Annotated in this window: 21 protein-coding genes; 17 read left to right on the forward strand and 4 right to left on the reverse strand. The window is 68.0% G+C overall.

The annotated features are described in order from the left end of the window. The first annotated feature begins 64 nt into the window (after positions 1–64). From FBY20_RS00825 to ccmI, 16 genes are all read left to right on the forward strand, one after another. Positions 65–1027 carry a 3-hydroxyacyl-CoA dehydrogenase family protein gene (locus tag FBY20_RS00825; protein WP_142049371.1) on the forward strand — a complete coding sequence of 321 codons (963 nt, stop codon included), beginning with the start codon at positions 65–67 and terminating at the stop codon, positions 1025–1027. Next, positions 1024–1884 (forward strand): 3-keto-5-aminohexanoate cleavage protein, encoded by an 861-nt coding sequence (locus tag FBY20_RS00830; RefSeq protein WP_142049374.1) that lies wholly within the window; start codon positions 1024–1026, stop codon positions 1882–1884. Before FBY20_RS00825 ends, FBY20_RS00830 begins: the two co-directional genes overlap by 4 nt. Before the next feature lie 236 nt (positions 1885–2120). Beyond that, positions 2121–2279 (forward strand): periplasmic nitrate reductase, NapE protein, encoded by a 159-nt coding sequence (gene napE, locus FBY20_RS00835; protein WP_056316205.1) that lies wholly within the window; start codon positions 2121–2123, stop codon positions 2277–2279. Next, on the forward strand, positions 2279–2620 hold the full coding sequence (locus tag FBY20_RS00840) for a chaperone NapD (protein WP_142049377.1): 342 nt from the start codon (positions 2279–2281) through the stop codon (positions 2618–2620). The genes napE and FBY20_RS00840 overlap by 1 nt, the downstream gene beginning before the upstream one ends. Continuing rightward, entirely contained in the window at positions 2604–5099 is a 2496-nt protein-coding gene (gene napA / locus FBY20_RS00845; protein WP_056316199.1) for a periplasmic nitrate reductase subunit alpha, read from the forward strand. The genes FBY20_RS00840 and napA overlap by 17 nt, the downstream gene beginning before the upstream one ends. A gap of 18 nt (positions 5100–5117) precedes the next feature. Next, entirely contained in the window at positions 5118–5594 is a 477-nt protein-coding gene (locus FBY20_RS00850) for a nitrate reductase cytochrome c-type subunit (protein WP_056316196.1), read from the forward strand. A 16-nt stretch (positions 5595–5610) separates the two neighbouring features. Further along, entirely contained in the window at positions 5611–6249 is a 639-nt protein-coding gene (locus FBY20_RS00855; RefSeq protein ID WP_056316193.1) for a cytochrome c3 family protein, read from the forward strand. After that, entirely contained in the window at positions 6236–6919 is a 684-nt protein-coding gene (ccmA, locus tag FBY20_RS00860; RefSeq protein ID WP_056316190.1) for a heme ABC exporter ATP-binding protein CcmA, read from the forward strand. The genes FBY20_RS00855 and ccmA overlap by 14 nt, the downstream gene beginning before the upstream one ends. Next, entirely contained in the window at positions 6885–7550 is a 666-nt protein-coding gene (ccmB, locus tag FBY20_RS00865; protein WP_056316187.1) for a heme exporter protein CcmB, read from the forward strand. The genes ccmA and ccmB overlap by 35 nt, the downstream gene beginning before the upstream one ends. An 8-nt stretch (positions 7551–7558) precedes the next feature. Then, positions 7559–8395, forward strand: coding sequence for a heme ABC transporter permease CcmC (ccmC, locus tag FBY20_RS00870; RefSeq protein WP_254595391.1), 837 nt, complete (start codon positions 7559–7561; stop codon positions 8393–8395). Further along, on the forward strand, positions 8392–8541 hold the full coding sequence (ccmD, locus tag FBY20_RS00875; RefSeq protein ID WP_056316183.1) for a heme exporter protein CcmD: 150 nt from the start codon (positions 8392–8394) through the stop codon (positions 8539–8541). The genes ccmC and ccmD overlap by 4 nt, the downstream gene beginning before the upstream one ends. After that, positions 8538–9059 carry a cytochrome c maturation protein CcmE gene (gene ccmE, locus FBY20_RS00880; protein ID WP_255452196.1) on the forward strand — a complete coding sequence of 174 codons (522 nt, stop codon included), beginning with the start codon at positions 8538–8540 and terminating at the stop codon, positions 9057–9059. The genes ccmD and ccmE overlap by 4 nt, the downstream gene beginning before the upstream one ends. Continuing rightward, a complete protein-coding gene (locus FBY20_RS00885) occupies positions 9056–11080 on the forward strand; it encodes a heme lyase CcmF/NrfE family subunit (protein ID WP_142049380.1) in 2025 nt (674 codons plus the stop codon). Before ccmE ends, FBY20_RS00885 begins: the two co-directional genes overlap by 4 nt. Continuing rightward, on the forward strand, positions 11080–11601 hold the full coding sequence (locus FBY20_RS00890; RefSeq protein WP_142049383.1) for a DsbE family thiol:disulfide interchange protein: 522 nt from the start codon (positions 11080–11082) through the stop codon (positions 11599–11601). The genes FBY20_RS00885 and FBY20_RS00890 overlap by 1 nt, the downstream gene beginning before the upstream one ends. A 125-nt stretch (positions 11602–11726) precedes the next feature. Then, positions 11727–12173: a cytochrome c-type biogenesis protein gene (locus FBY20_RS00895; protein WP_370458360.1), complete on the forward strand. Its 447-nt coding sequence runs from the start codon at positions 11727–11729 to the stop codon at positions 12171–12173. Next, positions 12170–13441, forward strand: a complete 1272-nt coding sequence (gene ccmI, locus FBY20_RS00900) for a c-type cytochrome biogenesis protein CcmI (protein WP_142049386.1) — start codon at positions 12170–12172, stop codon at positions 13439–13441. The genes FBY20_RS00895 and ccmI overlap by 4 nt, the downstream gene beginning before the upstream one ends. A gap of 37 nt (positions 13442–13478) precedes the next feature. On the opposite strand, the gene FBY20_RS00905 is transcribed toward ccmI, so the two are convergent. From FBY20_RS00905 to FBY20_RS00920, 4 genes are all read right to left on the reverse strand, one after another. After that, positions 13479–16679: a tetrathionate reductase subunit A gene (locus tag FBY20_RS00905; protein ID WP_370458361.1), complete on the reverse strand. Its 3201-nt coding sequence runs from the start codon at positions 16677–16679 to the stop codon at positions 13479–13481. A 37-nt stretch (positions 16680–16716) separates the two neighbouring features. Continuing rightward, on the reverse strand, positions 16717–17751 hold the full coding sequence (nrfD, locus tag FBY20_RS00910) for an NrfD/PsrC family molybdoenzyme membrane anchor subunit (RefSeq protein ID WP_142049389.1): 1035 nt from the start codon (positions 17749–17751) through the stop codon (positions 16717–16719). Positions 17752–17770: 19 nt separating this feature from the next. Continuing rightward, positions 17771–18544: a sulfate reduction electron transfer complex DsrMKJOP subunit DsrO gene (dsrO, locus tag FBY20_RS00915; RefSeq protein WP_142049391.1), complete on the reverse strand. Its 774-nt coding sequence runs from the start codon at positions 18542–18544 to the stop codon at positions 17771–17773. 127 nt (positions 18545–18671) lie between these two features. Then, positions 18672–19223, reverse strand: a complete 552-nt coding sequence (locus FBY20_RS00920) for a DNA-deoxyinosine glycosylase (RefSeq protein WP_142049394.1) — start codon at positions 19221–19223, stop codon at positions 18672–18674. A gap of 172 nt (positions 19224–19395) precedes the next feature. On the opposite strand from FBY20_RS00920, the gene FBY20_RS00925 reads away from it, so the two are divergent. Further along, positions 19396–20259 carry a pirin family protein gene (locus tag FBY20_RS00925; protein WP_142049397.1) on the forward strand — a complete coding sequence of 288 codons (864 nt, stop codon included), beginning with the start codon at positions 19396–19398 and terminating at the stop codon, positions 20257–20259. Positions 20260–20653 lie beyond the last annotated feature (394 nt).

Raw genomic sequence — 20653 nt, forward strand, 5'->3', positions numbered from 1 at the left:
TCATCAATCAACTGCGCTTCTCTACACTCGCCTCCAGACGGGTTTCCAGAATCAGGAGAACAGCATGCAAAAGGACGCGAAGGCGCTGCCCAATCCGGGCGCGGCGCATGCGGTGGTGGTGGGCGGCGGCACGATGGGCGCGGATGTGGCCGTCGTGCTGACGCGCGCGGCGTGCCGCACGACGGTGATCGAATCGAATGCCGAGCGCGCGGCCGGCGTGCCGGCGCGGGTGGCGGAGAACCTGAAGGTCATCGGGCGCGAGGCGAACGCCACGTTGCTGGCCACCGCGCCGTCGCTGGACGCGGTGGATTGGTCCACCGTGGATCTGGTCATCGAGTGCATTCCCGAGCGGCTGGACATCAAGCAGGCCCTGTTTGCGGACCTGGCGCGGCGCACGCGGCCGGACGCCATCCTGGCCAGCAACAGTTCCAGCTTTCCGATCAGTGCAATCAGCCAGGGGCTGGACACGCGCGGCCGCATGCTGGGCCTGCACTTTTTCATGCCCGCGCACCTGGTGCCGCTGGTGGAAGTGGTGCTGGGTGAGGCCAGCGACGAGGCCTGCGCCGACACGCTGATTGCGTTCATGCGGCGTTGCGGCAGCGTGCCGGTCAAGGTCAAGCAGGATCTGCCCGGATTTCTGGCCAACCGCCTGCAGCACGCCTTGTCGCGCGAAGCCTTTGACCTCATCGACCGCGGCATCGCGTCGCCCGAGGACGTGGACGCCGCCGTGCGCTTCGGCTTCGGCTTCCGGTTCCTGGCGGCGGGCCCCGTCATGCAGCGCGACCACGCCGGCATCGACGTTCACGCGGCGGCCGGCGCCACGATGTATCCCACCTTCTGCAACGCCGACCACCCGGCTCGCTGCCTGACCGAACGCGCCGCCGACGGGCGCCACGGCATGAAGGCCGGCGAAGGCTTCCATGTCTGGACGCCCGAGACCATCGCCGCCGAACGCGCGCGCTACGACAGACTGCTGCGCGCGGGCCTGGACCTGATTGCCCCCGAACTGCCGGAGATCCAGCCATGAGCGCCCCGGCCCCCGTCCTGCCGCGCGCCGCGCTGGCCGACTCGCCCGTCATCATCACCGTCGCGCCCAATGGCGCCTACAAGAAGGCCGCCGACCACCCTGCCGTACCGTTGACCGCGCAGGCCCTGGCCAGCGAGGCCCGGGCCTGCCTGGACGCCGGCGCCGCCATGATGCACATGCACGTGCGCAAACCCGATGGCAGCCACCTGCTGGATGCCCAGGCCTATCGCGACGCGCTTGCCGCGGTGCACAAGGCAGTCGGCGACGAACTGCTGGTGCAGGTGACCAGCGAAGCGGCGGGTGTGTACCAGGCCGCGGAACAGATCGCGATGGTGCGCGAATTGCAGCCCGAGGCCGTCTCCATCGGCCTGCGCGAAATTGCCGTGCCGGGCATTTCCGAAGCGGAACTGGCCGCCTTCCTGGCGTGGCTGGCCGAGCGCCGCATCATGACGCAGATCATCCTGTACGACGAGGCCGACGTGCGCCGCTGGCTGTCGCTGCGCGCGCGCGGGCTGGTGCCGCCCGGCGCGTGGTCGGTGCTGTTCGTGCTGGGGCGCTACAGCTCCGGGCAGACGTCGTCGGCGTACGACCTGCTGCCCTTTCTGGCCGCCTACGACCATTCGCTGCCGTGGGCCATCTGCGCCTTCGGCCCCGAGGAAAACGCCTGCGTCACGACGGCTGCCGCGTTTGGCGGGCACATGCGGGTGGGGTTTGAGAACAACCTGAAGCTGCGCGACGGGACGATCGCCCCGGACAACGCGGCATTGGTGGCGCAAGCCGCGCAAGGCGCGCAGGCATTGGGCCGGCCGCTGGCGAAGGCGGCGGACGCCCGGCGCATTTACGGCGCGATCGGCTGACGCAGCGGCGGGCGGCGCCGCGGTCGGCCGACGTGGCCGCACGCGGCTCCGCTGACATCTGCGCTGGCGTCTGCACGGACTGTCTTTCCCGTCATCGCAGCGTAAACAGTCCGCAGTACCTTCTCGAATATTTCGCTGTGTTGCAACATTGACGCGGCGCAAACTCATCTGCTACAAACTTTCGCATCAGTACGTTTGACGCAATACCCCTACAAGTTTTTGCAGCGAGGTGGTGTGTGCAAGACGAATCCGATGGCTACACAAAAGCCCAGGAATTCCGAAGTTTCCTGTTCCTGGCGGCAGTCATGGCTCCGGTGCTGGCAGTAGTCATCGTGGCCGGGTACGGTTTTGCGGTCTGGATTTACCAGATGTTTGCAGGCCCCCCGGGAAGCTGATGACAAGCGCCCTCCCCCCTTCCCTCGACAATCGGCCCGCCCCCACGTCCTGTAGCGCGGCGCCCGAGCTGCACATCGCCAGCATGGTGGTGCATGCCGCCCCGCGCCGGCTGGCCGATGTTCGCGGCGCGATCCTTGCGATCGACGGCGGCGAGATCCACGGCGCTTCCGAGACCGGCAAGCTGGTGGTCACGCTGGAAGCCCCCTCTACCGAAGACATGCTTGCGCGCATCGCGCAGATCCAGCGGCTGGATGGCGTACTGGCCTCGGCGTTGGTGTATCAGCATTCCGACACGCTTGCCGCGATGAATGAGGAGATTGACGATGTCCATGGCTCGTAGAGAGTTCATCAAGCAATCTGCCGCCGCCGCTGCCGCCACGGTAGCCGGCATCCCCATCGTGGGCTACACGCAGAACATCGTGACCGAATCGGAAGCCGCCAAGCTGAAGTGGTCGAAGGCGCCCTGTCGATTCTGCGGGACCGGCTGCGGCGTGAACGTCGCGGTGAAGGACAACCAGGTCGTGGCAACGCACGGCGACTTCAACGCGGAAGTCAATCGCGGCCTGAACTGCGTCAAGGGCTATTTCCTGTCCAAGATCATGTACGGCAACGACCGGCTGACGTCGCCGCTGTTGCGCATGAAGGACGGCAAGTACGCCAAGGATGGCGAACTGGCCCCGGTCTCGTGGGACCAGGCGTTTGACGTCATGGCCGAACAGTTCAAGCGCGTGCTCAAGGACAAAGGCCCCGAAGCCGTCGGCATGTTCGGCTCGGGCCAATGGACCATCTGGGAAGGCTACGCCGCGCTCAAGCTGATGAAGGCGGGGTTCCGCACCAACAACCTCGACCCGAACGCGCGCCACTGCATGGCGTCGGCGGCGGTGGGCTTCATCCGCACGTTTGGCGCCGACGAGCCCATGGGCTGTTATGACGACATTGAAAGCGCCGACGCCTTCGTGCTGTGGGGCGCCAACATGGCCGAAATGCACCCCATCCTGTGGACGCGGGTGACCGACAGGCGGCTGAGCAAGCCCAATACCAAGGTGGTGGTGCTGTCCACCTTCGAGAACCGGTCGTATGAGCTGGCCGACGTGTCGCTGACGTTCACGCCGCAGACCGACCTGGCGATCCTGAACTACATCGCCAACCACATCATCAAGACCAAGCGTGTCAACCGCGAGTTCGTCGACGAGCACACCCGGTTCCTGGAGGGCAATACCGACATCGGTTATGGCCTGCGTCCGGAGCACCCGCTGCAAAAGGCCGCCAAGAACGCCAACAATGCCGGCGGGTCGCGCCCGATCACCTTCGATGAGTACGCGAAGTTCGTCTCCAAGTACGACCTGGAATACACCGCCAAGCTGACTGGTGTGCCGGCGCGGAATCTGGAAGCGCTGGCCGAGCTGTACGCCGACCCGAAGATCCGGGTCATGTCGTTCTGGACCATGGGCTTTAACCAGCACACCCGCGGCGTGTGGGCGAACAACCTGGTCTACAACATCCATTTGCTGACGGGCAAGATCTCCACCCCGGGGAACAGCCCGTTTTCGCTGACGGGCCAGCCGTCCGCCTGTGGCACGGCGCGCGAGGTGGGCACGTTCTCGCACCGCCTGCCCGCGGATCTGGTCGTGACCAACCCCAAGCACCGGGCGCGCGCCGAAGAAGTCTGGGGGCTGCCCGACGGCACCATCCCCGAAAAGGTTGGCGCCCACGCGGTCTTGCAGAACCGGATGTTGAAGGACGGCACCATCAACGCCTACTGGGTGATGGTCAACAACAACATGCAGGCCGCGGCCAACATGTTGAACGAAGGCTACCCCGGCTACCGCAACCCCGCCAATTTCATCGTGGTGTCCGACGCCTACCCGACGGTCACCACGATCTCGGCCGATCTGGTTCTGCCCACCGCGATGTGGGTCGAAAAGGAAGGCGCCTACGGCAACGCCGAGCGGCGCACGCAGTTCTGGCACCAGTTGGTCAACGCGCCCAGCGGCGCGCGGTCGGATCTGTGGCAATTGATGGAGTTCTCCAAGCGCTTCACCACCGACGAGGTCTGGCCCGCGGACCTGCTGGCCAAAAAGCCCGAACTTCGAGGCAAGACGCTCTTTCAGGTGCTGTTCGAGAACGGCAAGGTCAACAAGTTTCCGAACACGGAGCTGGACCCGGAGTACGCCAACGACGAGGCCAAGGCGTTCGGCTTCTACGTGCAGAAGGGGCTCTTCGAGGAATACGCCGAGTTCGGCCGCGGCCATGGCCACGACCTGGCGCCCTTTGACACCTATCACCAGGTGCGCGGGCTGCGCTGGCCTGTCGTGGACGGGGTCGAGACACGCTGGCGGTACCGCGAGAAGGCGGACCCGTATGTGAAGGTCGGCTCCGGCTTCAATTTCTATGGCAACCCGGACGGCAAGGCCAACATCTATGCCCTGCCCTACGAGCCGCCGCCCGAGGTGCCGGACGAGGAATATCCCTTCTGGCTGTCCACCGGCCGCGTGCTGGAGCACTGGCACTCCGGCTCGATGACGCGGCGCGTGCCGGAGTTGTATCGCGCCTTCCCCGATGCGGTCTGCTTCATGCACCCGGATGACGCGCAGGCCATGGGGCTGCGGCGCGGCGTACTGGTGGAGATCGCGTCGCGGCGCGGCAAGATGCAGACCCGCGTGGAGACGCGCGGGCGCAACAAGCCGCCGCGCGGCCTGGTGTTCGTGCCCTGGTTCGACGCCGGCCAACTGATCAACAAGGTCACGCTCGACGCCACCGATCCGATCTCGTTCCAGACCGACTTCAAGAAGTGCGCGGTCAAGATCACCAAGGCTTGACGGCCGACGGAGACGCTCATGAACATTCGCGCCACTTCGATCGCCATCGCCTTTCTGATTGGTTCCAACGCGTGGGCCGCCCCGCCCGACCCGATGGTCGATCCGATGCGGGGGCCGACGCCGCTGACCGAATCGGCCACGCCGCCCCTGATGCCCCCGGTTGAAAACCGCGACGTGCGGCGCATGCGCACGTACTCGATGCAGCCGCCGACCATTCCGCACAAGATCGACGGCTACCAGATCGACAAGAACTTCAACCGCTGCCTGGCCTGTCACGCCCGTGTCAACACGGAGCAGACGCAGGCGGTGCCGCTGAGCGTGACGCACTACATGGACCGTGACAGCAACGTGCTGGCCGAAGTGTCGCCGCGCCGCTACTTCTGTCTGCAGTGCCACGTTCCGCAAACGGAGGCCAAGCCGCTGGTCCCCAACAACTTCCAGGACATCGACGTGATCCTCAAGCGCCTCTCCGCCCCGGCGCCCGACAAGAAGTGAGGGACAGGAGCCCGTCATGGTCAAGCTCATCAAGCGTTACTGGAACATCATCCGCCGGCCCAGCGTGCACTTCAGCCTGGGCTTTCTGACCGTGGGCGGATTCATCGGCGGCATCCTGTTCTGGGGCGCGTTCAACACGGCCATGGAGCTGACGAATACCGAGAAGTTCTGCACCGGCTGCCATGAAATGCGCGACAACGTGTACGCGGAACTGAAGGGCACGATCCACTTCACCAACCGCTCGGGCGTGCGGGCGCTGTGCTCGGATTGCCACGTGCCGCACAACTGGACCGACAAGATCGCCCGCAAGATGCAGGCGTCCAAGGAAGTCTGGGGCAAGATCTTCGGCACCATCGACACGCGCGAGAAGTTCGTGGACAAGCGGCTGGAGCTGGCGCAGCACGAGTGGGCGCGCTTCAAGGCCAACGACTCGCTGGAATGCCGCAACTGCCACAACTACGAGTACATGGATTTCACCCGCCAGAGCGTGCGCGCGCAAAACATGCACTCGACCTACCTGGCCGACCGCTCCAAGACCTGCATCGACTGCCACAAGGGCATCGCCCACACGCTGCCGCACATACCGCCTGGCCAGACCTCTGAAGCGACGCCGCCGGCCAGGGCGTCCAAAGAGGTCGCCAATGCGGCCCGCTGACGCGCCGCCGCCGATGCTGAGCGCGCGCGGGCTGGTCAGCCGGCGCGGATCTCCCGAAGGGTCCGCGCCGCTGGATTTCGACGTGCATGCCGGTCAGCTGCTGCATGTACAAGGCGCCAATGGCAGCGGCAAGACCAGTCTGCTGCGGATGCTGGCGGGCCTGTTGCGGCCGCTGGACGGCGCCGTCATCGGCCAGGACGGCGATATCCGCCGCGATCCGGCGGCGCACTTTGCGCGCACGGCCTATCTGGGACACGGCAATGGCCTGTCGGGCGACCTGACCGCACTGGAAAACCTGCGCTGCGCGCTGCACGTGGCCGGCACGCCGCACGGCGACGACGCGATCGCTGCCTGCCTGCAGACGTGGCGGCTGGGCGGCTGCCTGCACACGCCGGCCGCCCGCCTGTCGCAAGGCCAGGGCCGCCGGCTGGCGCTGGCCGGCGTGGTGCTGGGCGCCAAGCCGCTGTGGCTGCTGGACGAACCCGACGCCGGCCTGGACGCGGCCAGCCTGGACCAGCTGGGCGAGGCGCTTGCCGCCCATCTGGCGGCGGGCGGCGCGGCCGTCGTCGCCTCGCATCGCGGCCCGGCAACCCCTGCCAAACACACCCAAACCCTGAACATGGATGACTACGCGGATGCTGGCAACGTTGTCTCAGTTGGCGCTGCGTGAAGTCCGGCTGGCCTGGCGTCGACCGGCCGACACGCTGGGCGCGACGCTGTTCTTCATCGTCACGGGGTCGCTGTTCCCGCTGGCGGTGGGGCCCGATCCCGTGCTGCTCCTGGCAATCGGGCCCGGCGTGCTGTGGGTCTGCGCGCTTCTGGGCATCCTGCTCAGCCTCAATCGCCCGTTTGCGCAGGACTACGACAACGGCGCGCTGGAGCAGCTGCTGGTGTCGCCGCATCCGCTGCCCATGCTGGTGGGCGTGAAGCTGGGCGCGCACTGGTTCAGCACCTGCGTGCCGCTGATTCTTGCCAGCCCGGTGCTGGCGTTGCAATTCGGCCTGCCGCCGCACGCCATCGGCATCCTGGTGCTGTCCCTGCTGCTGGGCACGCCGACGCTGGCGCTGGTGGGCGGCCTGGGCGCGGCGCTGACGCTGGGACTGCGCGGCGGCGCACTGCTGCCGCTCCTGGTGCTGCCGCTGTATGTGCCGGTGCTGATCTTTGGCGCGGGCGCCGTGACGGCCACGCACGCCGGGCTGGGCGCGGGACCGCAGCTGTCGCTGCTGGGCGCAGGCCTTTGCCTGGCGATCCTGCTCTGCCCCTGGGGCGCATCGGCGGCGCTGCGCGTGGCGCTGGACTGAGGTTATCCATGCACAATCCCTCCACCTTCGACGCTCCCCGCCCCGCCGCCGCGCGGTCAAGCTGGCTGCGCTATGCGTCGCCCGCGCTGTTCTATCCGCTGGCCGGGCGGATGATTCCGTTCTTCGCGGCGGGCGCCGCCCTGCTTGCCGCGGCCGGCTTGTACACGGGCCTCGTGGTGGCCCCCATCGACAGCCAGCAGGGCGAGGTCTACCGCATCCTCTTCATCCACGTGGCCGCAGCCTGGATGTCGATGTTCCTGTATCTGGTGATGGCGGGCTATGCGGCGCTGGGCCTCATCTTCAATACGCGCCTGTCGTTCATGATGATGCGCGCGCTGGCGCCCACGGGCGCGCTCTTTACCTTCCTGACGCTGTGGACCGGCGCGCTGTGGGGCAAGCCGACCTGGGGCACGTGGTGGGTCTGGGACGCCCGGCTCACGTCCGAGCTGATCCTGCTGTTCCTGTACCTGGGCTTCATGGCCCTGCAGGCCGCCACCGACGACACGCAGCGCGCGGACCGCGGCGGCGCCATCCTGCTGCTGGCGGGCGTGGTGAACGTGCCGATCATCTATTTCTCGGTGCAATGGTGGAGCACGCTGCACCAGGGCGCCTCGATCAACCTGACGTCGGCCCCCAGCATGGCGCGCGTCATGGTGACCGCCATGCTGCTGATGGTGGCGGCCTTCTGGCTGTACAGCGCGGCGGTCGCGCTGGCGCGCGTGCGCGGAATCATTGCGGAGCGCGAGCCGGGCGCCGTGCCATCGGGTGGCACGCCGGCGGCCGGTTCGCCGGACAGCGCGGCGGCTGGCGGCGTGCAACGCGGCACGCGGTCGGAGGCGCCATGAACTGGGATACGTTTTTTTCGCTGCAGGGCCACGGGCCCTACCTGATGGGCGCCTATGGCGTCACGATCGCGCTGATGGCGTGGGAAGTGCTGGCGCTGTGGCGGCGCGCACGCCGCGCGCGCCGCCCCGGAGGGCCGCGCCGATGACCCCGCGCAAACGCCGCGCGCTCGCCATCGTGGGCGGCCTTGGCCTGTTGGGCCTGGCCACCGCGCTGGTGCTCAACGCGCTGCAATCGAACCTGGTGTTCTTCTTCAGCCCGACGCAGGTGGTGGCGCACGAGGCGCCCGCCAGCGGCAGCTTCCGCGTGGGCGGGCTGGTCGAACAAGGCTCGCTGCGCCGCGACGCCGACGGCCTGACGTTGCGCTTTGCGGTGACGGACACCGCCCACGCCGTGCCCGTCACCTACCAGGGCCTGCTGCCCGACCTGTTCCGCGAGGGCAAGGGCGTGGTGGTGGCGGGCAAGATGGGCACGGACGGCGTATTCCTCGCGACCGAGGTGCTGGCCAAGCACGACGAAAACTACATGCCGCCCGAAGCCGCCGACGCGATCAAGAAGGCGGAGCAGCGCGCGCAGGGTGCGGCGGGCGTACCGGCGGCCGGCGTACCGGCATCGGGCGTACCGGCATCGGGCTACGGCCCAGCCCTTCAGGCGGAGGCGCGATGATCCCCGAAATCGGTCTTTTCTGCCTGATCCTCGCGCTGCTGGTCGCAGTGGCGCAAGGCACCCTGCCGCTCATCGGCGCGGCCACCGGCTGGCAGGCCGGATTGCGTGTGGCCCGGCCCGCCGCCATTGGCCAGTTCGGCCTGACGACGCTGGCCTTCGCCTGCCTGGCGTGGTCGTTCGTGCACAACGATTTTTCGGTGCTGTATGTGGCCGCGAATTCCCACGCCGACCTGCCGGCCGGCTACCGCTTCGCGGCGGTGTGGGGCGGACACGAAGGGTCGCTGCTGCTGTGGCTGTATCTGCTGACCGCGTGGACGCTGGCGGTGGCGCTATGCAGCAAGCGGCTGCCCCTGCCCTTCGTCGGCCGCGTGCTGGCGGTGATGGGCTGGATCAGCGTGGGTTTCCTGCTGTTCATGCTGTTCCTGTCCAATCCGTTCGAGCGCCTGATCCCGCCCGCCATGGCGGGCCGCGACCTGAACCCGCTGTTGCAGGACCCCGGCATGATCGTGCATCCGCCCATGCTGTACATGGGCTACGTGGGGTTCTCGGTGGCGTTCGCCTTTGCCATCGCGGCGCTTCTGTCGGGCGAGCTGGACGCGATGTGGGCGCGCTGGGTGCGGCCGTGGACGCTGGCCGCGTGGACGTTCCTGACCATCGGCATCCTGCTGGGCAGCGCGTGGGCCTACTACGTGCTCGGCTGGGGCGGCTGGTGGTTCTGGGACCCGGTCGAGAACGCGTCGTTCATGCCGTGGCTGGCGGGCACGGCGCTGATCCATTCACTGATCGTGACCGAGCGGCGCGGCGCATTCCGAAGCTGGACCGTGCTGCTGGCCATCTGCACGTTTTCGCTCAGCATCCTGGGCACGTTCCTGGTCCGTTCGGGTGTGCTGACGTCGGTTCACGCGTTTGCGGTGGACCCGGGCCGGGGGCTGTACATCCTCGCGTTCATGACGCTGATCGTGGGCGGCTCGCTTGCCCTGTACGCATGGCGCGCGCCCACCGTCGGGCTGGGCGGCGGCTTTTCGCTGCTGTCGCGTGAATCGCTGCTGCTGTCCAACAACGTGGTGCTGACAGTCGCGGCGGGCTCGGTGCTGCTGGGCACGCTGTACCCCGTCGTGCTGGACGTGATGGAGTGGGGCAAGATCTCCATCGGGCCGCCCTACTTCGAAGCCGTGTTCGTGCCGCTGATGACACCCGCGATCTTCCTGATGGGGGTGGGACCCGTCGCGCGCTGGAAACAGGCCGAGGTGCCCGAGCTGGGCAAACGCCTGCGCGTGGCCTTCGTGGTCAGCGTGCTGACGGCGGTGCTGGTGCCGCTGGCAATGCCCGGGCCGTCGCGCTTTGGTTCGCCGATGATCGTGCTGGGCCTGTGGCTTGCCGCCTGGTCTGTGGCCAGCGCCGCGGCGCACGCGCGCCAGCGCCTGATGGATGGCGACGGCGAGGTGCTGCGGCGGCTTACGCGCCAGCCGCGCGCCTGGTACGGGATGCTGCTGGCGCACGTGGGCGTGGGCATCTTCATCGCGGGCGTCACGCTTGCCAACGGCTACGAGGACAAGCGCGAACTGCGCGTGGACGTGGGCGCCACGCAGGAAGCCGGCGGCTACCAATTCACGTTTGCCGGCATCGGCCCGGCCACCGGTCCCAACTACACCGCGCAACGCGCGGTATTCCACGTCGTGCGGGACGGCAAGCCGGTGGTAACGCTGTATCCCGAAAAGCGCCATTACACCGTGCAGGACATGGCGCTCAGCCAGGCCGACATCGACAGCGGCTTTACCCGCGACCTCTTCGTGGCGCTGGGCGAACCGGTGGCCGGCAACGCCTGGACCGTGCGAATCCAGGTCAAACCCTTCATGACCTGGATCTGGACCGGCTGCATCCTGATGGCGCTGGGCGGCCTGCTGGCGGCGGGCGACGGCCGCTACCGGCGTGCGCAGCAAGCGCAGAACAAGGCAGAGGCACAGCGGGCAGCGCAGGCCGGCCTGCCCGAGACCGCCCGCGCGGCGCGGGAGGGCTATTGATGCTGCGCTATCTGCTGCCGCTTGCGATCTTTCTGACAATGGCGGTGTTCCTGGCGAAGGGGCTGTCGCGCGACCCGCGCGCGGTGCCGTCCGCAATGATCGACAAACCCGCGCCCGCCATCGGCCTGCCCGACCTGCTGGAGCCCGGCAAGACGCTGGATGTGGAGTCGCAGCGCGGCAAGGTGTGGCTGCTGAATGTGTGGGCGTCCTGGTGCGGCCCCTGCAAGGACGAACTGCCCGTGCTGCGCGAGGCCGCGCAGCGCCACGGCATTGCGCTTTATGGGCTGAATTACAAGGACAAGCCTGACGAGGCGCGCCAATGGCTGGCGCGCAACGGCAATCCTTACCTGGCCTCCGCCAGCGACGTCGACGGGCGCGTGGGCATCGACTACGGTGTCTACGGCGTGCCCGAGACCTTCGTGATCGACGGCGACGGCCGCATCCGCTACAAGCACCTGGGCCTCATCACGCCGGAGCTATGGCGCACCCGCCTGCAACCTGTCATCGAGGCGCTGCAATGACCGCCGCGCCTTATCAGCCTTGCCCGCTGCTTCGTCTTTCGCTGCGTCACCTTTCGCTGCGTCACCTTTCGCTGCGTCACCTTTCGCTGCGTCATCTTTCGCTGCATCGTCTGCTTCCGCCGCTACTGCTAAGCCTTGTGCTGCTGCCCGCCGCCCTGCTTGCCGCGCCCGCGTCCAATGCCGCGCCCCCCGCCGTGCTGTCGGCCGAACAGGAGCAGCGCGCCGACAAGCTGGCGCATGGATTGCGCTGCCTGGTCTGCCAGAACCAGACCCTGGCCGAATCCAATGCGCCGCTGGCGCAGGACATGCGCAACCTCATTCGCGGGCAGCTTGCCGATGGCAAGACCGACGCGCAGATCATGCGCTTTTTCGAAGACCGCTACGGCGACTTCGTGCGCTACGACCCGCCGTTCAAGCCGGTCACCTGGCTGCTCTGGCTGGGACCCTTCGCGCTGCTGGCGCTGGGCTTTCTGGTGCTGGTGCGCACACTCAAGCGGCGTGCCGGCGTGCGTGCGCCGCTGACCGCGGACGAACGCGCCCGCGCGGCCCGCTTCCTGGATTCCGGCTCATGACCACGCTCTGGCTCATTGTCCTGGCCCTGCTCTTGGCCACCCTGCTCTGCCTGGTGCCGCCGCTGCTGCGCCGCACGCCGGCCGCGGAGACCGCGTCGGACGCCAGCGTGCGCGCCTTCTACCTTGCGCAGCGCGAACAACTGCGCCGCGATCTCGCCAACGGCGCCCTCACCCCGCAGGCGCACGCCCGCGCCGACGAAGAACTGCAGCGCGACCTGCTGCAGGATCTGGCAATGCGCCGCGATCCGCGCGCGCGGCTGGGAGGCCAGCGCGCCGGCCTGGCCGCGGCCTGCGTGCTGACGGTGGCCGTTCCGGTGGCCGCGGTGCTGCTGTACGGCCAGCTAGGCAATCCGCGCGCGGCCGCCACCGTCGCCTTGTCACAGGCGCCCGAGCCGCATTCGCAGGCGGCGGACAACGACATGGTGCTGGCGATCAACGCGCTGGCCCAGCGCCTGCGCGCCTCGCCCGATGACGCCGACGGCTGGTACATGCTGGCGCGTTCCTACGAAACGCTGGGCCGCTACAACGACGCCGTCGCCGCTTATCAGGAAGTGCTGCGGTTAGTGCCCGGCCAACCCGCCGTGCTGGCCGATCTGGCCGACGCGCTGCTGTCGGCACGGCAGGGACAGCCCGACGAGGCCTCCATTGCCGCCGTTGCGCAAGCGCTTCAGGCCGATCCCGACCAGCCCAAGGCCCTGGCGCTGGCCGGCATGATGGCGCTGCGCCGCGGCGACGCCGCCGACGCGCTGACGCACTGGGAACGGCTGCGCGCGCTGCTGCCCCAGGACTCTGAGGCCGCGCGGCAGATCCAGACGAACATCGCCCAGGCGCGCGCCATGGCGGCAAGCGGCACGGCCGGGGGAGCCGCCGCAACGGCGCCCGACGCAGCGGCGCCCGACCCTTCCGCCGGCGCTTCGGTCACGACCGCCCGGCTCGCCGGCCAGGCGCGGATCGCCGACGCCCTGCGCGATCAGGTCCGCCCGACCGACACCGTTTTCATCCTGGCGCGCCCCATGACAGGATCGCGCATGCCCGTCGCCATCCTGAAGATGCAGGCCGCGGACCTGCCGCGGGCGTTCGTGCTGGACGACAGCACCGCCATGTCGCCGGACGCCACGCTGTCCAAGGCCGGCAAGGTGCGTGTGGAGATTCGCGTCAGCCGCTCGGGCAACGCCGCCGCCCAGCCCGGAGACCTGAACGGCGTGCTGACGGATGTGGGGCCTCGGGCGGAAGGCCTGGCGCTGGTGGCCGACACCGTCGTACCCTGACGCTTACCGCCGCGCACGCGGGCCGGCCCCCCAGCCGTCAGACCCGCTCGATCCGGGCAGGCAGGCCTTGCCGCACCGCCGCCCCCGACACCCAATCGATCCAGACGTTGGCGTGCTGGCCCCGCGTCGCGTCGCCAAAACCCAGGTCGTTCAGGTTGACGCCCGCGGCCAGCGCCGGATCATGCGGCATTGGCTTGCCATCCACGACATGAACCCGCGCGCCCAGCTCGGTGTGGCCGTAGCCGTGCTCGATGCCCACCGCGCCCGGCTGCACGCCGTCGCGCACCAACGCCGGCCCTGTCACCGACCCGCCCGGCGTGACGATGCGCACCGTATCGCCGTTGCGGATGCCCAGCCGTTCGCCGTCCTGCCGGTTGATCGACACCGGGTTGTGCGGATGCACCTGGCGCAGGCGGTTCACGCCAATCGACAACGAACTCATCAGATTGGACTTGAACGAACTCAGCAGGAACGGCCACTCCTGCCGCGGATACGCATCGCGCATGTCGCGCCCGTCCGCCAGCCTGGTCGGATACCAGGTGGGACAGCCGCTGTACCGCTCGCCCGTCATCGCATGACGAAAGCCCGCCAGCTCTTCGCTCCACACCTGCAGCGGCTTGGCGTGCGCCACGCGCGTGCGGCGCGTCTGGCCGCCTTCTTGCGTCCAGGCGTCGTCCATTTGGTCGAATCGCCCGCCGCGGCTCATCAGCATGGCCACCTGCCGCCATTCGGCAGGCTTGAGCTTGGCCTGCAACAGGTCGCGATAGCGGTCGACGCCGGTCAGCGCCATGTCGTCGTCGCTGGCCTGCGGCACCGGCCGTCCCGCGGCAAACGCGATGTTCGCCATGCCGCGCAGAAAGAAGTCCTCGGGCGTATCCAGCGCGTACTTGGCGCCCTCCTTGTCTGAAATCGCGCCCTCGCCGAATCCCGGCATGGCCAGGCGTTTGGCGCACGCGATCAGGAAGGTCTCCAGGCAAACCGGCTCGTTCGTGGCCGTGCGCGCCACGCGCGGCTGCACGGTGGGCCACCGCACCGTCGAGGCCTTGGCCACCACGTCCGCCCACGGCGCCGACACGCCCCAGCTTTCGTACGTGACCGTGTCCGGCACGATGTAATCGGCCAGCGCGTTGGTCTCGTTGATGAAAGGGTTGATCGACACCGCCAGCGGCAGGATGCGCGGGTCCTTCAGTTTTTCCAGCGCCACGTGCTTGAACCCGGCAATGCCGTAGACCGGGTTGCTCATGTGGTTGAACCAGACCTTGGCACGGTACGGATAACCCGCCAGCGCCGAGGCCAGCATCTCGGAACTGAGGCCGCCCGTCGCCGGATACCACGGCGCGGCTGCCGGATAGGCAGGCTGGCCCGCGGCCTTCTTGCGCTTGAATTCGCTGGATTTTTCGTACGGAAAGCGGTTGCGCGACAGCGACACGCCCTTGGGCGTGGCCTTGTTCGCGAAGCCGGCAATGTTGTAGCGCGGCCCCGCGCCGTAAGGCGGAAACGGCCCGGCATCCAGCACTAGTCCGCCTTCCACGTTCAGGTTGCCCACCAGCGTGTTGAGCATGGCGATGGCGTAGGCGGTGTAGAAGCCCGCGCCACTCATAGTGCCGCCGTGCGCATCGGCCACGGCGCGCTTGCCGTGACTGGTGAAAAGCTCGGCCAGGGACGCGATTTTCGCTGCCGGCACGCCGCAGAGCGCGGCGTACTCGTCCAGCGTCTTGCGGCGCGCTTCTTCGCGCAGCAGGTCCAGCGAGGTCCGCACCCGCAGCGCCCCTTGCGTACCGGCCAACCCGGGCGCGGCGACCGGCTCGTCGACAAACAGCGCGGCCGGCGAGGCCGTCGTGTGCGGCGCCAACGTGCCGTCAGCAAGACGCACGACGTACACGTCCTCCCATTTCTCGTCCGCGTCGGCCGGGCGCGCCCAGCCCATATCGGCGCCACGCAAAAAGGCGCCCAGGCGCGGATGGCCCGGTTCGGCCACCACCAGATGCGTGGCGTTGGTCCACGCCGCTTCGCCCGCCGCCTTCATGGCGGCGGGGCCCGGCTGCGCCAGCATGCGCGCGTCGAACCGTTCGTTGTCCAGAATCCAACGGATCAGCCCCATGGCCAGCGCCAGATCGCTAGCCGGATTGACGGGCACCCATTCATTGCCCGATCCCGCCGACAGGCTGGACGAGGCCGGCAGCACGGGCGACACCACCACGTAGCTGAATCCCGTTTCCTGCGGGCGCACGCGCGCCTCGGCCAGCTGACGGGCCTGGCGTTGAAAGGGATTGCCCGCCTGCGCCGGCGCCGCGCCAATGAAGAGCCCGAAGCGTGCGTTGTCCCAGTCCGGCTTGCCGTGCGGCATGCCCTTCAGGTCGCCCAGCGCCGCGCCCGCCCCCACCCGGAAACTCTGCCCGCAGTACGAGCCGTGATTGCTGAAGTTGACGGTGCCGAAGGACTGACCCGCAAAGCGCTGGATCAGCGGCGTGCGCCCTTCGTTGGAGGCGTCGGTGAACAGGAACTGGTTGACCTTCGCGCCGTACTCGGGATTGTCGGCGTCCAGCGGCGTCTCGCGGTCGTAGATCGCGCGCAGGCCGTCCACGTGGCCTTCGCCAAACAGATCGCCGCCTTCACAGACTTCCTCGACCAGTTGCTCGAAGCTGATCGTCTGCCACTTGCCCTCGCCGCGCTTGCCCACCCGCTTCAAAGGCTGCAGCACGCGATACGGGCTGTCCATCTGCTCCAGCATGGCCGAACCCCGCGCGCACGAGGTGGCGCGCCCTTCCAGGCCGCTGTCGCCGCCCAGCTGCGCGTAGACCTCGCGCACCGGCGTCTCCATGGCCGCGGGCCGCGTCGTGGCCAGCGGGTGATACGGGTTGCCAGCGACGCGCAGGATGCGGTTCCCGGCCGTGTCCACACGCAACCGCACGCCGCATTGCGTCCAGCAGCCCAGGCAGCTCGACGGGCTGACCGTCTGCCCCGGCTGGGCGCTGAGCGCACCGGTCAGCGGATCGATGCGGAACTCTGGCGGCAGCGAGTTGCCGCGCACGGCATGCGCCGTCGGCACGCCGGCCGTGCCCTGCGCCAGCCCCTTGACCGCCTTGACCACCGTGTCGCCGTAGCCCGCGGCAAACGCCGCCATGCCGCCGGCCGCCAGGCCGCCGCGCACCATCAGCTTGCGCCGGGCCTCGTCGCGAGGCAGATCCGGGCCATCGTCCGCGGCGCCGGGCTTGTCGTCTTTGTGTTGCTTGTCCATTGCGTTCTTATCCATGTGCTTTCGTCTCGGCGCGCGCTCAAGCGGCCACGGCGCGTGCGCGCGCGGGGTAGATGTCCAGGGCCCAGGTCACGACGGTGATCAGCGCCACGCACAGCCCCAGCACGCCCACCATGCCCAGCAGCCCGTCGCTGCCCCAGGGCATGTCGTACAGGTACAGCCCCGCGCCGTACTTGGGCACGCCCTGCACGCTCATGAAGACCACCCAGCGGAAGATCCACGCCGCGCCCAGCATGGTCAGCGCCAACACGGCCGACGGCAGGGGCGCGGCCAGCGTGCGCGCCGGCCGCTGCAACAGCGCGACGATGCAGAACGCCGTGATCACCGCGCCCGCCAGGCTCAGACGCCAGACCGGAAAGTCCGCGAAAAGCCGCAGCGCCGCCTCGAAAGACGCATCCAGTCCCGAGAGGCCCAGCAACGCCCACGCCCCCGCGCCCATCGCCATCATCACGACCGCGGTCACGCTCAGCCGGCGCAGCATCGCCACCGGCAGCACGCGCAGTCCGCCGGGCAGCCAGCGGCCCACCAGGAACATCGCGCCCAGCGCGCCCAGCCAGGCGGTCAGCGCAAAGTTCACCGGCAGGAACATGGTGTGCCACAGCGGCCGCGAGCGCAGCACCATCACCTCGGCGCCGGTGTAGACCAGAATGGACAGCGCCGACAGCGCCAGCGCCGCCGCCACCACCCGCAGCCACCCCATCCGGCCCCACCACCACACCGCGCAGAACAGCAGCGCCAGCGTCACGAAGACCGGCAGCAGCAATGCCCCCAGCCACATCCAGGACCACGGCGTGATGTGCGCATAGAAGTGCCAGAAGCGGCCGGGCTGGTGCAGGTCGGCCAACAGCGACACCGGCGCGGCGATGGCGCTGACCAGCAGCACCGTCACCGCCGCCGGCAGCAGGCGGCGCGCGTCGGAGTCGGCCCGGCCGAAGGCCGCAAAGGCGGCGGTCAGCGCGGTGGTGGCGCTGATGCCGATAAGAAAGAAATACTGCACGGCCCAAGGCAGCCAGGCGGCGTCGTAGACCGGCGTGAGCAATTCAGAGATTTGCATGAGTGTCCCCTTCCTTGGCTCAGTGGCCGCCCGCCAGGCGCACGCCGGCCTGGCCGTCGACCTGGTGAACAAACGCATCGGGCAGGCCGATGTAAAAGACGTGGGGATCGGTCTTCATCTCGGGCTTGAGCACCTTGATGTCGGCCTTGTGTTCGGCCAGCAAGCGCGAAATGGCGCTGTCCGGATCGTTCATGTCCCCGATCACCCGGGCGCCGCCCACGCAGCTTTCCACGCACGCGGGCAGCAACCCCGCTTCCAGCCGGTGCTCGCAGAACGTGCACTTGTCGGCCGTCTGGGTCTCGTGATTGATGAAGCGCGCATCGTAGGGACAGGCCTGCACGCAGTAACCGCACCCCACGCAGTGCGCGTTGTCGACCAGCACGATGCCGTCTTCGCGCTGGAAGGTCGCCTGCACCGGGCAGACCGGCACACAGGGCGGCTTGTCGCAGTGGTTGCACAGGCGCGGCAGCATGACCATCGAACACGGCCCGCCCGCGTCGGGCGTGACCTCGTACTGCAGGACGGTCGTGCGGAACTGCCCGATGGGCTGCACGTTCTCCAGCGAACAGCTCACCGTACAAGATTGGCAGCCGATGCATTTGCGCATGTCGACAACCATGCCGTAGCGCTTGCCCGCCATGCCGGGCCGGCGCGGCGGCTGGCCATTGAGCCCGGGCGCGGCGTCGGCGTGGATGGGAATGACGGTGGCCGCGGCGCCCAGGCCGAGCAGCCCTTTCAGAAAGCCACGCTTGCCCGGCAGCGGTGTTTCCGGGGGACTGGTGGGGGTGTGCATCGTTAAACTCCGAAACGTTTAGGTGTTACGGAAATTAACTTATCACTTGTAGTTATATAGAGCCTTGATAAGCGTCAATTGGGGGACGGAGTTAGGGTAGCGGCGGGCGTTTGGCCTGGACGCCTCGTCAGGGCGGTGGAAGCGTCAGCGCCGGTTCCCAGGCAGCCAGTTTCTGCGCGAAGCTGGCCGAAGCGTGCGCGGGGCTGGTCGAAGGCAGTTCGAAAAACTGGATCGAGGCGGCGGCAGGCAGGTTGGGCAATGCATGCCGCCGGAACATCGCCGCGGCCTTCGCGCCGTTGAAACAGATGCGCGCGATCGAAGGATAGCGGTCCAGGAAGGCGTTGAAATCGTTCGGCACCAGCGTGTCGCCCCGGATATCGGCGTCCAGGCTGCCCGGCCGTTCGCACGCCTGCAGCACATCCCACAGCGCCACGCGGTTCGCCCGCAGCGCCTGCAACCGCTCGTCGTAGCCCAGCCCGGCGTCAAACCCGAAGATCCGCGCCGCCAGCGGCCAGAATGCGTTGCGCGGATGCGCGTAATACTGCGCCTGCCGCAGCGACGCCACGCCCGGCATGGAGCCCAGCACCAGCACGCGCGGGCCGTCCCCCACCACCGGGGCAAATCCCGTAACCACCGCCTCGCGCCGCGCCGCCGCGATGTCGACCCTGATCTTGTCCATGCCCGGAAGAATACCCGCCGCGACGCTGGCCCGCCCGCCTCGCCCGCATTGATCGTTCGCCACATGGAACGGTGCTTATCAATCACGAGCACTACCGGGAATGCCGCCGCGCCCTTATCTTCTTCCCTATGACGAACGGCCCCGAAGGGGCCGCGCAACAGGAAACCTCACCATGAAGAAGATCCTCGGCGTGCACGCCAGCCCCCGTCCCCACTGGGTGGGCGACGGATTTCCGGTGCGCTCCATGTTCTCGTACAACGACAAGGGCCGCGACACCAGCCCGTTCCTGCTGCTGGACTACGCCGGCCCCGCCGAATTCGGTCCGGCCAGCAAGCCCCGCGGCGTCGGCCAGCACCCGCACCGCGGCTTCGAGACCGTGACCATCGTCTACAGCGGCGAAGTCGAGCACCGCGACTCCACCGGCAACGGCGGCGTCATCGGCCCCGGCGACGTCCAGTGGATGACGGCGGCGTCCGGCATCCTGCACGAGGAATTCCATTCCCACGCCTTCACCCGCACGGGCGGCAAACTGGAAATGGTGCAGCTCTGGGTCAACCTGCCCGCCAAGGACAAGAAGGCGCCGGCCGGCTACCAGGGCATTCTGAACGCAGACATCCCTGTCGTGGACCTGCCCGACGACGCCGGCACGCTACGCGTGATCGCAGGCAATTACGCTGGCCAAACAGGCCCCGCGCGGACCTTTACGCCGATGGACGTGTGGGACGTGAAGCTGGCGGCGGGCAAGACGGCAACCTTCCCCGTTGCCGCAGGCCGCAACAGCATGCTCGTCATGCTGCGCGGCACGGTGCTGGTCAACGGCGAATCCGTGGCGCGGGATGCGCAATTGGCACTGTTCTCCAAAGAGGGAGAGGACATCACGGTCGAAGCGAATAACGACGCGGTGTTTTTGATCTTGAGCGGGGAGCCGATCGATGAACCCGTGGTCGGGTATGGGCCGTTTGTGATGAACTCGCAAGCGGAAATCGTCGAGGCGATCCAGGACTTCAATGCCGGAAAGTATGGGCAGATGGGGTAAGGGTTGATAGCGGTCTTTCGCATCTTCTCCATGGCGATTCCTACGTTGATCAGCGTAGGAATCGCTGGGTCACAGCCATTGCAGGGCGGCGCCATGTGGGTCTGTCCAGGCCACCGCATGGCCATCAATGCATAACAGGAACATACCGGACGGCTGCTGCACGTCTGCAGGAAAGAACTGGGGAAATACCAGCGGGCTTTTGTTGCTAATCCAGGTGGCTCGCGTTTGCAGATCCGCAGCGCAGACTGAAGGCGCGCAAGCCGTGGAGCATCTTCGGGCCACACCAAATCAGCTCGGCCCCCTTCGGCAACGAAGGTGTCGGTCCGCGAAAGTCGTGCATTAGCAGGGGGCCGTTGCCAACCACTGTATTGCGAAGCGCAGGGCATTGAGGGGG

Origin of the sequence: Achromobacter sp. SLBN-14 (assembly GCF_006715415.1) — a bacterium.
GTDB lineage: Bacteria > Pseudomonadota > Gammaproteobacteria > Burkholderiales > Burkholderiaceae_B > Achromobacter > Achromobacter mucicolens.

What these genes read in the sequence shown, in the direction of transcription:
- FBY20_RS00825 (WP_142049371.1), top strand. Translation starts at nt 65, where the DNA reads ATGCAAAAGGACGCGAAGGCGCTGCCCAATCCGGGCGCGGCGCATGCG.
- FBY20_RS00830 (WP_142049374.1), top strand. Translation starts at nt 1,024, where the DNA reads ATGAGCGCCCCGGCCCCCGTCCTGCCGCGCGCCGCGCTGGCCGACTCG.
- FBY20_RS00840 (WP_142049377.1), top strand. Translation starts at nt 2,279, where the DNA reads ATGACAAGCGCCCTCCCCCCTTCCCTCGACAATCGGCCCGCCCCCACG.
- napA (WP_056316199.1), top strand. Translation starts at nt 2,604, where the DNA reads ATGTCCATGGCTCGTAGAGAGTTCATCAAGCAATCTGCCGCCGCCGCT.
- FBY20_RS00850 (WP_056316196.1), top strand. Translation starts at nt 5,118, where the DNA reads ATGAACATTCGCGCCACTTCGATCGCCATCGCCTTTCTGATTGGTTCC.
- FBY20_RS00855 (WP_056316193.1), top strand. Translation starts at nt 5,611, where the DNA reads ATGGTCAAGCTCATCAAGCGTTACTGGAACATCATCCGCCGGCCCAGC.
- ccmA (WP_056316190.1), top strand. Translation starts at nt 6,236, where the DNA reads ATGCGGCCCGCTGACGCGCCGCCGCCGATGCTGAGCGCGCGCGGGCTG.
- ccmB (WP_056316187.1), top strand. Translation starts at nt 6,885, where the DNA reads ATGCTGGCAACGTTGTCTCAGTTGGCGCTGCGTGAAGTCCGGCTGGCC.
- ccmC (WP_254595391.1), top strand. Translation starts at nt 7,559, where the DNA reads ATGCACAATCCCTCCACCTTCGACGCTCCCCGCCCCGCCGCCGCGCGG.
- ccmD (WP_056316183.1), top strand. Translation starts at nt 8,392, where the DNA reads ATGAACTGGGATACGTTTTTTTCGCTGCAGGGCCACGGGCCCTACCTG.
- ccmE (WP_255452196.1), top strand. Translation starts at nt 8,538, where the DNA reads ATGACCCCGCGCAAACGCCGCGCGCTCGCCATCGTGGGCGGCCTTGGC.
- FBY20_RS00885 (WP_142049380.1), top strand. Translation starts at nt 9,056, where the DNA reads ATGATCCCCGAAATCGGTCTTTTCTGCCTGATCCTCGCGCTGCTGGTC.
- FBY20_RS00890 (WP_142049383.1), top strand. Translation starts at nt 11,080, where the DNA reads ATGCTGCGCTATCTGCTGCCGCTTGCGATCTTTCTGACAATGGCGGTG.
- ccmI (WP_142049386.1), top strand. Translation starts at nt 12,170, where the DNA reads ATGACCACGCTCTGGCTCATTGTCCTGGCCCTGCTCTTGGCCACCCTG.
- FBY20_RS00905 (WP_370458361.1), bottom strand. Translation starts at nt 16,679, where the DNA reads ATGGACAAGCAACACAAAGACGACAAGCCCGGCGCCGCGGACGATGGC.
- nrfD (WP_142049389.1), bottom strand. Translation starts at nt 17,751, where the DNA reads ATGCAAATCTCTGAATTGCTCACGCCGGTCTACGACGCCGCCTGGCTG.
- dsrO (WP_142049391.1), bottom strand. Translation starts at nt 18,544, where the DNA reads ATGCACACCCCCACCAGTCCCCCGGAAACACCGCTGCCGGGCAAGCGT.
- FBY20_RS00920 (WP_142049394.1), bottom strand. Translation starts at nt 19,223, where the DNA reads ATGGACAAGATCAGGGTCGACATCGCGGCGGCGCGGCGCGAGGCGGTG.
- FBY20_RS00925 (WP_142049397.1), top strand. Translation starts at nt 19,396, where the DNA reads ATGAAGAAGATCCTCGGCGTGCACGCCAGCCCCCGTCCCCACTGGGTG.